At 70.9% G+C, this 11855-nt stretch carries 11 protein-coding genes; 3 read left to right on the forward strand and 8 right to left on the reverse strand.

From position 1 onward, the window contains the following. Positions 1-96: 96 nt before the first annotated feature. From AB0912_RS33050 to AB0912_RS33065, 4 genes are read right to left on the reverse strand one after another with little or no spacing between them, the layout of a single operon-like run. Positions 97-522: a transcriptional repressor gene (locus AB0912_RS33050; RefSeq protein WP_366706465.1), complete on the reverse strand. Its 426-nt coding sequence runs from the start codon at positions 520-522 to the stop codon at positions 97-99. Positions 523-580: 58 nt separating this feature from the next. Further along, complete coding sequence (locus AB0912_RS33055; protein ID WP_366706467.1) at positions 581-1483, reverse strand: metal ABC transporter permease; 903 nt, start codon at positions 1481-1483, stop codon at positions 581-583. Then, positions 1483-2250 carry a metal ABC transporter ATP-binding protein gene (locus AB0912_RS33060; RefSeq protein ID WP_366706489.1) on the reverse strand — a complete coding sequence of 256 codons (768 nt, stop codon included), beginning with the start codon at positions 2248-2250 and terminating at the stop codon, positions 1483-1485. Before AB0912_RS33060 ends, AB0912_RS33055 begins: the two co-directional genes overlap by 1 nt. A 59-nt stretch (positions 2251-2309) precedes the next feature. Next, a complete protein-coding gene (locus tag AB0912_RS33065) occupies positions 2310-3272 on the reverse strand; it encodes a metal ABC transporter substrate-binding protein (RefSeq protein ID WP_366706469.1) in 963 nt (320 codons plus the stop codon). 328 nt (positions 3273-3600) lie between these two features. Between AB0912_RS33065 and AB0912_RS33070 the strand changes: the two genes are divergently transcribed. Next, on the forward strand, positions 3601-4983 hold the full coding sequence (locus AB0912_RS33070) for a glycine--tRNA ligase (RefSeq protein ID WP_366706471.1): 1383 nt from the start codon (positions 3601-3603) through the stop codon (positions 4981-4983). A 180-nt stretch (positions 4984-5163) separates the two neighbouring features. On the opposite strand, the gene AB0912_RS33075 is transcribed toward AB0912_RS33070, so the two are convergent. Continuing rightward, entirely contained in the window at positions 5164-6216 is a 1053-nt protein-coding gene (locus AB0912_RS33075; protein WP_366706473.1) for a chitinase, read from the reverse strand. Between the two features lie 214 nt (positions 6217-6430). On the opposite strand from AB0912_RS33075, the gene AB0912_RS33080 reads away from it, so the two are divergent. Together AB0912_RS33080 and AB0912_RS33085 are read left to right on the forward strand one after the other, a co-directional pair. Further along, entirely contained in the window at positions 6431-7435 is a 1005-nt protein-coding gene (locus tag AB0912_RS33080) for an aldo/keto reductase (RefSeq protein ID WP_366706475.1), read from the forward strand. A gap of 26 nt (positions 7436-7461) precedes the next feature. Further along, a complete protein-coding gene (locus tag AB0912_RS33085) occupies positions 7462-8067 on the forward strand; it encodes a TetR/AcrR family transcriptional regulator (RefSeq protein WP_366706477.1) in 606 nt (201 codons plus the stop codon). Between the two features lie 191 nt (positions 8068-8258). Here the strand turns inward: AB0912_RS33085 and AB0912_RS33090 are convergent, their stop codons facing one another. The 3 genes from AB0912_RS33090 to AB0912_RS33100 form a co-directional block, all read right to left on the reverse strand. Further along, entirely contained in the window at positions 8259-8465 is a 207-nt protein-coding gene (locus tag AB0912_RS33090) for a hypothetical protein (RefSeq protein WP_366706479.1), read from the reverse strand. 112 nt (positions 8466-8577) lie between these two features. Further along, entirely contained in the window at positions 8578-10074 is a 1497-nt protein-coding gene (locus AB0912_RS33095) for a M14 family zinc carboxypeptidase (protein WP_366706481.1), read from the reverse strand. Between the two features lie 76 nt (positions 10075-10150). Further along, positions 10151-11581 (reverse strand): MFS transporter, encoded by a 1431-nt coding sequence (locus tag AB0912_RS33100; RefSeq protein WP_366706483.1) that lies wholly within the window; start codon positions 11579-11581, stop codon positions 10151-10153. Between the last annotated feature and the right edge of the window lie 274 nt (positions 11582-11855).

An 11855-nucleotide genomic window follows, 5' to 3' on the forward strand; every position in this document is an offset into this window, starting at 1 on the left:
CCGCAGCCACCGGAACCAGCAGCCACCGGCAGCCAGCAGCCACCGGCAGTCAGAGGGGGCGGGCGGCCCGGCGTCACGCGGCGGGCGGCCGGAGGCTCAGCCCTTCGCCGACGCGCACTGCGCGCACTCCGCGCACGTGCCGAAGATTTCCACGGTGTGCGCCACGTTCACATAGCCGTGCTCCGCGGCGATGGCCTCGGCCCACTTCTCCACCGCCGGGCCCTCCACCTCCACCGCCTTGCCGCACACCCGGCACACCAGGTGATGGTGGTGCTCCCCGGAGGAGCAGCGCCGGTACACCGACTCGCCCTCCGACGTCCGCAGCACATCCACCTCACCGGCGTCGGCCAGCGACTGCAGCGTCCGGTACACCGTCGTGAGCCCGACCGAGTCGCCCTTGTGCTTGAGCATGTCGTGAAGCTCCTGCGCGCTGCGGAACTCGTCCACCTCGTCCAGCGCGGCCGCCACGGCGGCACGCTGCCGGGTGGAACGGCCCCGTACGGGCGATCCAGCGGTTGTCACCGTTGCCTCCTCACGTCTGCCCTTGCCCGGCCATTGTGCCAGTCCGGGCCGTACCCGGTCAGACGCCGACCGTGTCCTCCGGACCCCGCGAGGCCGGAATCGCGCACTCCACCGGGTCCCCGGCCGACCGCGCCGCCGCAGCCGCCCTGGCCCGCCGCCGGGCCACCGGAGTGGCCAGCGCCGTCAACGCGATGAACGCCCCGATCGTCAGCAGCACGATCGTCGCCCCCGGCGGAACATCCTGGTAGTACGACGTCACCGTGCCGCCGATCGTCACGCTCACCCCGATCGCCACCGCGATCGCGAACGTCGCCGCGAAACTCCGGCTCAACTGCTGCGCCGCCGCCACCGGCACCACCATCAGCGCGCTCACCAGCAACAGACCCACCACACGCATCGCGACGGTCACCGTCACCGCCGCCGTCACCGCCGTCAGCAGGTTCAGCGCCCGCACCGGCAGCCCCGTCACCCGGGCGAACTCCTCGTCCTGGCTCACCGCGAACAACTGCCGCCGCAGCCCCAGCGTCACCAGCACCACGAACGCCGCCAGCACACAGATCGCCGTCACGTCCGAGGCACTCACCGTCGACAGCGAACCGAACAGATACGACGTCAGGTTGGCGTTCGAACCACCCGGCGCGAGGTTGATGAACATCACCCCGCCCGCCATACCGCCGTAGAACAGCATCGCCAGCGCGATGTCCCCGCGCGTCCTGCCGTACCAGCGGATCAGCTCCATCAGCACCGCGCCCAGCACCGACACCGCCGTCGCCATCCACACCGGCGACCACGACAGCAGGAAACCGAGCCCCACACCCGTCATCGCCACATGGCCGATACCGTCACCCATCAACGCCTGACGCCGCTGCACCAGATAGATGCCGACAGCCGGCGCCGTGATCCCCACCAGCACCGCCGCGAGCAGCGCCCGCTGCATGAACGCGTAGTCCAGGAACTCCATCAGCTCAGCAACCCCGTCCGGATCAGCCCCGCGTCGTGCGCCGCGTGCGGATGTACATGGTCATGACCGGGCAGCGCGTGCTGGCCCACCGCCCGGGGCGGCGGACCGTCGTGCAGCACACACCCGTCCCGCAGCACCACCGCGCGGTCGATCAACGGCTCCAGCGGTCCCAGCTCGTGCAGCACCAGCAGCACCGACGCGCCCTGTGCCACCTGGTCACGCAGTGTCGCCGCCAAGACCTCCTGGCTCGCAAGGTCCACTCCCGCCATCGGCTCGTCCATGATCAGCAGCTCCGGCTCGCACGCCAGCGCCCGCGCGATCAGCACCCGCTGATGCTGGCCCCCGGACAGCGCGTTCACCGAGTCCTTCGCCCGGTCCGCCATCCCCACCAGCTCCAGCGCCCGCCGCACCGCCGCGTGGTCGGCCTTGCGCAGCACACCGAAACGCGCCCGCGACAGCCGGCCCGACGCCACGACCTCCGTGACCGTCGCGGGCACCCCGCCCGCCGCGGTGGTCCGCTGCGGCACGTAGCCCACCCGCCGCCAGTCACCGAACCGCCGCCGCGGCACACCGAAGATCTCTATCTGCCCGGCGCTCACCGGAACCTGCCCGATGACCGTGCGCACCGCCGTCGACTTGCCCGAGCCGTTCGCCCCCAGCAGCGCGACCACCTCACCGCGCCGCACCGTCAGATCCACACCCCGCAGCACCGGACGCGAGCCCAGCTCGGCCCGCACCCCGCGCAGCGACACCACGGCCTCGGCCACGCCCGCCTCGCCCCTCTCCGCGGATTCCGCGGACTCCCTGTCCGCGTCCGCACGCGTGGTCACTTCGCGCCCAGAGCCTTCTGGAGCGCCTTCAGGTTCGACCGCATGACCTGCATGTAGTCGTCGCCCCTCGACTTTCCGGTGATCCCCTCGATCGGATCGAGGACGTCCGTGCGCAGCCCCGCGTCCCGCGCGATCGTGCGCGCCGTCTTGTCGCTGACGAGCGTCTCGTAGAACACCGTCGTCACGCCGTCCGCCTTCGCCATCGACTCCAGGCCCCGCACCCGCTTCGCGCTCGGCTCCGCCTCCGGGTCCAGGCCGTTGATGGCCTCCTCCGTCAGCCCGTACCGCTCCGCGAGATAGCCGAACGCCGCGTGCGTCGTGATGAACGTCTTCGTGTCCGTGTGCGCCAGACCGTCACGGAAGTCCTTGTCGAGCGCCGCGAACTTCGTCCGCAGCGCCGCCATGTTCTTCGCGTAGTCCCCGGCGTGCTTCGGATCGGCCTTCTCCAGGCCCTTCGCGACGCCCTCCGCCACCTGGCCGAACCGCACCGGGTCCAGCCAGATGTGCGGATCGTCCCCGCCCGCCTCCTCGCCGGCGCTGTGATCGTGCTCGGCCGCGTGACCGCCGACCTCGTTGCCGTGCTTCTCCAGCGTCGTCAGCGAGGCCGCGTCGATCTTCGTGCCGATCTCCGACTGCGCCACCGCGTCATCGACGGCCGGCTGGAGGTTCTTCAGGTAGAGGACGGCGTCCGCCTCCTGGAGCCGCGCGGTCTGCCGGGCGCTGATCTCCAGGTCGTGCGGCTCCTGACCGGGCTGGGTCAGGTTCGTCACGCTCACATGCGACCCGCCGATCTCCTCGGCCAGGTACTGGAGCGGGTAGAACGACGCCACCACGTCGAGCTTCCCCCCGCTCTTGCCGTCGGCCGTGGCCGAATCCGAGCAGGCGGAGAGGGTGCCGAGACCGAGCGCGGTGGCCGCGAGGACAGCGGACCCGGATATGAGGCGTCGTCGTACGTTCATGACAGTCATTTTCAACAAAACTGGAAACGATTGTCAATAGCCCGCCGCCCGCCCACCCTCCGAAGGCAACGGCACCCACCCCACGCACGCGCCCACCCACCCTCGGGAAGCACCCGCACACCGTCGGGAAGCACCCGCACACCCTTGGGAACCGCCCACCCACCCTCGGGAGGCACCCGCCCACCCTCCGGAAACGCGCCGAAAACGCACATCAAGCGGATGTAACCCCCCGCGAGCCGCCCACTTGGCGAACCGATTTGATACAGAGGTGGGCCACGCCGGTAACCTGAAGCATTCGCTGCCGTCCGTTCGTAATGAAGAGAGCACCGTGGCCGCCGACAAGATCGAGACCATCGTCAGCCTGAGCAAGCGCCGTGGCTTCGTTTTCCCCAGTAGTGAGATCTACGGCGGACAGCGTGCCGCCTGGGACTACGGCCCGCTCGGCGTCGAACTCAAGGAGAACATCAAGCGCCAGTGGTGGCGCTACATGGTCACCTCGCGTGAGGACGTCGTCGGCATCGACTCGTCGGTGATCCTGGCCACCGAGACCTGGGTCGCCTCGGGCCACGTCGCCACCTTCTCCGACCCCCTCACCGAGTGCACCTCCTGCCACAAGCGCTACCGCGCCGACCACCTCGAAGAGGCCTACGAGGCCAAGCACGGCCGCCTCCCCGAGAACGGCCTCGCCGACATCAACTGCCCCAACTGCGGCAACAAGGGCATGTTCACCGAGCCCAAGCAGTTCTCCGGCCTGCTCTCCACCCACCTCGGCCCCACCCAGGACAGCGGCTCCGTCGCCTACCTGCGCCCCGAGACCGCCCAGGGCATCTTCACCAACTTCGCCCAGGTGCAGACCACCTCCCGCCGCAAGCCCCCCTTCGGCATCGCCCAGATGGGCAAGTCCTTCCGCAACGAGATCACCCCCGGCAACTTCATCTTCCGCACCCGCGAGTTCGAGCAGATGGAGATGGAGTTCTTCGTCAAGCCGGGCGAGGACGAGAAGTGGCAGGAGTACTGGATGCAGGAACGCTGGAACTGGTACACCGGCCTCGGCCTCCGCGAAGAGAACATGCGCTGGTACGAGCACGCCCAGGAGAAGCTCTCCCACTACTCCAAGCGCACCGCCGACATCGAGTACCGCTTCCAGTTCGGCGGCAACGAATGGGGCGAGCTGGAAGGCGTCGCCAACCGCACCGACTACGACCTCTCGGCCCACTCCAAGGCCTCCGGCCAGGACCTCTCCTACTTCGACCAGGAGGCCGGCGAACGCTGGACCCCCTACGTCATCGAGCCCGCCGCCGGCGTCGGCCGCGCGATGCTCGCCTTCCTCCTCGACGCCTACATCGAGGACGAGGCACCCAACGCCAAGGGCAAGATGGAAAAGCGCACGGTCCTGCGCCTCGACCCCCGACTGTCCCCCGTCAAGGTCGCCGTCCTGCCGCTCTCCCGCAACCCGGAACTCTCCCCCAAGGCCAAGGGCCTCGCCACCGCGCTGCGCCAGCACTGGAACATCGAATTCGACGACGCCGGCGCCATCGGCCGCCGCTACCGCCGCCAGGACGAGATCGGCACCCCCTTCTGCGTCACCGTCGACTTCGACACCCTCGACGACAACGCCGTCACCGTGCGCGAGCGCGACTCCATGAAGCAGGAGCGCGTCTCCCTCGACCAGATCGAGGGCTACCTCGCCGCCCGCCTCATCGGCTGCTGACCCACCCGCCAGGCAGCACCCACCAGGCACGACGAAGCCCCCGGCTCCCGCGAGGGAACCGGGGGCTTCGTCATGCCGGCAGGACCACTGGCACCCCGGCAGGACCACCGGCACCCCGGCAGGACCACCGGCACCCCGGCAGGATCACCCGCACCCCGGCGGGGGCGCGGGCCGGCCGGCTCAACGGCCCTGCAACGCCTTCACGTTGTCGCCGAACGTCCAGTTCTTCGAACCGTCCCAGTTCACCGACCAGGTCATCAGCCCCTTCAGGCTGCCCCCGTAGTGCTGCCACGCCTGCGACACCAGACCCGGCGCCATGTAGCCGCCGCCCGCACCCGACTGGGCGGGCAGCCCCGGCACCTGCTTGTCATAGGGAACCCTGACCGTCGTCCCCTGCACCACGAGCCCCTTGTCCAGGCAGTCCGTCTGCGCCGTGAACCCCTCGACGGTCCCCGCCGCGTACGAGTCACCGGCACACCCGTACATGCTCCCGTTGTAGTACTGCATGTTCAGCCACCACAGCCGGCCGTTGTCCGCGTACTTCTTCACGATCGGCAGATACGCGCCCCAGATCGACCCGTACGTGACGCTGCCACCGGTCACATACGCCGTCTCCGGCGCCATCGTCAGACCGAAGCCGGACGGCATCTGCGCCAGCACCCCGTCGATGATCCGGATCAGGTTCGCCTGGGACGGCGACAACTGGCCGATGTTCCCGCTGCCGCTCAGCCCCGTCTCGATGTCGATGTCGATCCCGTCGAAGTTGTACTTCTTCAGAATCGGCACGATCGTCGCCACGAAACGGTCGGCCACCGCCGACGAACTCAGATCGATCCCCGCCGCCGCACCGCCGATCGACAGCAGAATGGTCTGCCCCGACGCCTTGGCCGCGCACATCTCCGCGGGCGTCGCGACCTTCACGCCCGTGTCCATCCCGTCCTCCCAAAGCGCCGTCCCGTCCGAACGGATCACCGGGAACGCGGCGTTGAGCACGTTGTAGCCGTGCTGGCCTATCCGGGAATCGGTGATCGGCGTCCAGCCGAAGGGCGGATGCACACCATTGGACGAGCCGTCCCAGTTCTCCCAATACCCCTGGAGAACCTTGCCGGCGGGACGGGACTTCACGGCGCAGGTGTCGGCCGCGGCGGCGCTCGGCGCACCGGCGACCGACAACGGGGTGAGAACGGCAGCGGCCAGAGCGACGGCGAGCAGCCGGAACGTACGGCGAATCATGCGAGGCCTCCCGGTGGGGGGTGCGGTGAGGTGTCGTAGGCATGACATTCGCGCGGTCCAGACCATTCGTCAATAGGTCTGGACCAGGGTTTGGGGGTGGCTGACAGATGTGGACTGACAGATGACAGATAACGAATGACAGATATTGAAATCTGTCAGCTGTCATGTCAAAGTGGAGGAGCGGAATCCCTCCACGGACCACCAAGGAGTTCTCATGCAAACCCGCTCCCTAGGAACCACCGGCCCCCAGGTCTCCGCCCTCGGCCTCGGCTGCATGGGCATGTCCGCGCTCTACGGCGACGCGGACCGGGCCGAGTCGATCGCGACCATCCACGCCGCTCTGGAAGCGGGGGTGACGCTGCTGGACACAGGCGACTTCTACGGTATGGGTCACAACGAGATGCTGATCGGGGAGGCGCTGCGTTCGGCGTCCTCGGCGTCGCGTGAACGGGCGCTGACGAGCGTGAAGTTCGGGGCGTTGCGGGATCCGGATGGCGGGTGGTCGGGGTATGACGGTCGGCCCGCGGCGGTGAAGAACTTCGCGGCCTACTCCTTGCAGCGTCTCGGCGTCGATCATATCGATGTGTACCGGCTCGCCCGGGTCGATCCCGTAATTCCCATCGAGGAAACCGTCGGCGCGGTCGCGGAGCTGGTGGAGGCCGGGCATGTGCGGCACATCGGGCTGAGCGAGGCCGGCGCGGACTCGGTGCGGCGTGCGGCGGCGACGGCGCCGATCTCGGATCTGCAGATCGAGTACTCGCTGATCTCGCGGGGCGTCGAGGGCGAGATCCTGGCGGCGACGCGGGAGCTGGGGATCGGGATCACGGCGTACGGGGTGCTGTCGCGCGGGCTGATCTCGGGGCACTTCACGGCGGACCGGCGGTTGGCCGCGAACGACTTCCGGGCCATGAGCCCCCGTTTCCAGGGGGACAACCTGCGTCACAACCTGGCGCTCGTGGACGCGTTGCGGAAGATCGCCGAGCAGAAGGGCGTGAGTGTCGCGCAGATCGCCATCGCGTGGGTGCTGTCGCGGGGCGAGGACATCGTGCCGCTGGTCGGCGCCCGGACCGGGGAGCGGCTCGCGGAGGCGCTCGGGGCGCTGGACGTGACGCTGGACGAGACGGACCTGGCGGCGATCGAGGAGGCGGTGCCGGTGGGCGCTGCGGCGGGTGACCGCTATCCGGCGGCGCAGATGGCACACCTCGACAGCGAGCGCTGACAGTACCGGCAGGTACGGTCTTCGTCATGGCAGCGACCAGCGAAGCACTGACGGCCGAGCGCATCCTCGAGGCGACCGAGGAGGTGCTGCGTCGCCACGGCCCGGCGAAGGCCACCGTGGTCGACGTGGCGCGTGCGCTCGGTGTCAGTCATGGCAGTGTCTACCGTCATTTCCGCACGAAGGCGGCGCTGCGGGAGGCGGTCACGAAGCGGTGGCTGGACCGCACGTCGGCGATGCTGGCGGAGATCGCGGGCTCGGCGGCGCATCCGGCTCCGGTGGCTCTGGAGGCATGGCTGGGCGCGCTGTTCACGGCGAAGAGGCACAAGGCGGGCGACGATCCGGAGCTGTTCGCGACCTACACGGTGCTGCTCGGTGAGGCGAGCGCGGTGGTGGAGGAGCATGTCGCGGAGCTGGTGGAGCAGTTGACGCAGATCGTGTTCCGGGGTGTCCAGGAGGGCGATTTCTCGTCGGTGGACGGTGATTCGGCGGCGACGGCGCGTGCGGTGTTCGACGCGACGGGCCGTTTCCATGATCCGGCGTACGCGGGGGAGTGGGAGCAGCCGGGTATCGAGGCGGAGTTCGTGGCGGTGGTCCGGCTGCTGCTGCGTGGTCTGCGGCGCCGGATGGACTGACGGTTCTTCGCCCGGGACGGCCGATGTAGCTCAAGACGGCCGATGTCGTCCGAGACGGCCGGTGTCGCCCGGGTCGGCCGATGTAGCTCAAGACGGCCGATGTCGTCCGAGACGGCCGGTGTCGCCCGGGACGGCCCATGTCGCCCGGGAGTGTTGGTGTGGACCCCGGCGGGGTGGGCTCGCCGGGGTTTTCAGTGTTCCGTGGGGTCGACGGTCGCCTGGTGGGCCTCGGCGAGGTGTTCCTCGGCCTTGAGCCAGGGGAGGAACTGGGCGTTCTTGCGCCAGCCGCAGGTGTCGCAGCGGATGGTGCGCTGGACGCCGGTGCGCTGGACGTGGACGGTGTGCTCGCGGCCGTGCTGGTCCCAGCGGTTCACCTTGCTCTGGTTGATCTGGAGCATGACACCTCCTGGTTGGCCGTTTCGTCTGCGCTAGGAGTGTGCAGCATCGGGAAGATCAACGGGGGCTGCCGGGCGGTGAGTTCGGCGGCGGGCGTCCTCGGCCGGGGGTGGTTCAGGAGGGGGCGAGGTGGCCCTCGGCGGCTTCGACGGCGGCGGTGGTGACGTTGACCTGGTGTTCTATCTGCCGGTCCACGGGGACCCAGGTGGCGCTGAAACTCGCGGAGTAGGCGGCGCACCAGCGTGTGATGAGGGCTTCCAGTTCGGCGCGTTGGGGTGCGGTGGCGGAGCCGGGGGCGTGTTCTTCGAGCAGGCGCAGGAGCATGGCGGCGGCCCGGAGCGGGGTGCGGCGGGCGAAGCCCTCGATGCTGGCGGTGCGGGCGCGGGTGAGGCCGGGCAGCGGGGTGTGGGCGGGGTGGCCGGGGTCCCAGTCGTCGGCGAGCGGTCCGCAGACGCGGAGGGTCTCGGTGACGGCGCGGCGCATGCTGAAGGCGGGGTCGGGGCCGGGCGGCGGCAGATGGGGGCGGGCGCGTTCGTAGTGGGCGCGGGCGGTGTGCGTGTGGGCGCGCAGGCGTTGGGCCCAGTGCCGCAGGCGCTGTTCGGGGGCGGGGTCGGGGGTGAGGTCGGCGAAGCGGGGGGCGGCCCAGACGGGGACCTCGATGACGGCGGTGACGCCTCCGTGGGCGTGCGGGGCGAGCCAGGTGGAGCGGTGGGCGTCCTCGGGGAAGGCGGCGGGGCGTTCGGGGGCGCCGGGCGGCGGGAGGACGAAGACGCCGGGGGTGGTGGTGGGCCAGTGGAGTGCGTCGAGGGGGGCGTTCTCGACGGGGATGCCGAGGCGGTCGGCGGAGGCCGTGAGGGTGCGGCCGAGGCCGGGTACGTCCCGGGTGAGCTGGGCGAAGGTGCCGCCGATGTCCGTGCTGTGGAGGGAGATCTGCACGTAGGGGCGGATGCGGCGGATGACGTCGAGCAGGGCGCGGCTCTCCGGCAGGACGCGGGGGCGGGGGAGGGCGGGGGCCCATTCGGGCTGCTCGTCGGGGGCGGGGCGGAAGAAGTGCCGGTAATGGTCGATGAGGGTTACGGCGTGGTGGCCGCCTTCGTTGAGGCGGGCGCCGTCGGGGTCGAGGCACAGCACGAGGTGCCAGACGGTTCCGGGGTGTGCGCCGGCCAGGGCCCGGTGGGCCAGCGTGAGGAGGGTGCCCCCGCCGACGTATTCGTTGGGGTGGGCGCCCGCGACCACGAGGGCGTGCCGTGGGCCTCTTCCGACGCTGAGCATCCTGAGGGGGGTGCCGCGGCGGGAGTGGCCGATCGTGGTGAGCCGGCACTTGTCGGGGTGCCGGGCGGCGAGGGCCCGGGCGGTGCGGGTGACGTCGGCGGGTGTGGGGTAGTTCAGTGTCCGGTTCCGGCGGTGCCCGTGGCGGGCCTCTGGTCCGGGGTGCGGATCTCGGTCTGGGCCACGGGGCCTCCTCGGCTCACGGAGCGGTCGACGGGGGCGGGCGGCCGGGCGGTCGCCGGGCGCGGTCCGTTCGACATCGGTGCGACTCAGTACGACATGGCGTGCGGGGAGTGTCAACAGCCCCTGGGTAATGGGTAGTTGACGGCATGACGGGCGCATGTGCCGGTGGCCGGAGGGGGGTTGGCGGGGGCGTGCGGGTGCCGTGTGCCGCGGTGGCCGGGGCGGGCGTCCGCCGTCAGGTGATCGTGCGGGGGAGCCGCAGGCTGAGGGCGATGGTGAGGGCGATGCCGGCGAGCTGGACGAGGAGGGTCGTGACCAGGGCGTCGCGCATGCCGTGGGCGGGGGTGAGGGACAGGAAGAGGGTGCCGAGGGTGGCGACACCGATGGCGAAGGAGGCCTGCTGGGTGGTGGCCATCACGCCGCTGCCGACGCCGGCGCGGGCGGCGGGCACGTCGGAGAGCACGATCCGGATGAGGACCGGGAGCTGGAGCGCCTGTCCGGCTCCGGCGACGGCCGCCCCGGGCAGCATGTGCCAGACCCCGAGAGCGGGCCAGGACCGCCAGGCGGCGAGGGCGATGAGAGCGATGCCGATGCCCTGGAGGATGCCGCCGGCGGTGACGACGCGGGTGCCGTAGCGGACGATCAGGCGGGGGCCGCACAGTGAGGTGACGAAGAAGACGGCGGCCAGCGGGGCGAGGGCGAGCCCGGCGGGCACGGGGCCGAGGCCCTCGCCCTGTTGCAGGGCGACCGCGATGACGAACATGAAGCCGCTGAATCCGATGCCGAACGGCACGATCATGATCAGGGCGCGGCGCAGTGACGTCAGCTCGAACAGGCTGGGCGGCACGAGCGGGGTGCGGCCCTGCCGGTCGGCGCGGCGTTCGACGAGGTAGAAGGCGGTGGCCGCGACCGGGAACAGGGCGAGCGAGAGCCAGGTCCACAGCGGCCAGCCGGCGGCGCGGCCCTCGGTGAGGGGGGCCAGCAGCGCCAGCAGGGCGACGGCGAGCAGGACGGTGCCGGGGGCGTCGACGGGCTCGGGGTTGCGGGAGCGGGTCTCGGGGACGGCGCGGGCGGCGAGGACGAGGCCGAGGAGTACGACGGGCACGTTCACCAGGAAGACGGCGCGCCAGCCGCTGCCGGCGATGTCGGCGGCGACCAGGACCCCGCCGAGGATCTGTCCGGCGACCATGGACAGGCCGGCGGTGGCACCGTAGAGGCCCATCGCCTTGGCGCGGCGGGGTCCGGCGGTGGCGGCCTGGATGGTGGCGAGGACCTGCGGGAGCATCGCCGCGGCGGCGGCGCCCTGGGCGACCCGGGCGGCGACCAGCGTCCACGCGCTGGGGGCGAGCCCGCACGCGAGGGAGGTCAGGCCGAAGGCGGCCATGCCGGCGAGGAAGAAGCGGCGGCGCCCGAAGAGGTCGCCGAGGCGGCCACCGAGGACGAGGAGGACGGCGTACGCGAGTCCGTAGCCGGCGACGACGAGTTCCAGGACGGACTCGCTCGCGCGCAGATCGTGCCCGATGGTCGGCAGGGCGACGTTGACGATGAAGAAGTCGATCAGCGGAAGGGCGGCGCCGAGCAGCACGGTGAAGAGTCCGAGGCCGCTGAGGGCGGGTGGCGCGGCGGACGCGCGGACGGTGGTCGTGAGAGTTCCGGTTTCGGTCACGTCCTCCAGGGTTCTCCCGCCCTCAGGCTGGTACCAGAGTCTTCTTATCCTGGTAGAACCACTACCTGGCAACAGGCTGCGGAGAGCGGCAGGGTGGAGGCATGACGACGATGGCACAGGACGCGGCCACCGGCCCCACGGGACCGGCCGCGGCCACCGGTCCGGCGGGACCGGCCGCGGCCACCGGTCCGGCGGAGACCGCCACGGCCGCCAGGACCACGAGGACCACCACGGCCGTCGACGCCGCGCCGGCCGGCGCGCCCGAGCCCGCCGG

The organism is Streptomyces sp. NPDC007084, from assembly GCF_040703595.1.
Classification (GTDB): Bacteria; Actinomycetota; Actinomycetes; order Streptomycetales; family Streptomycetaceae; genus Streptomyces.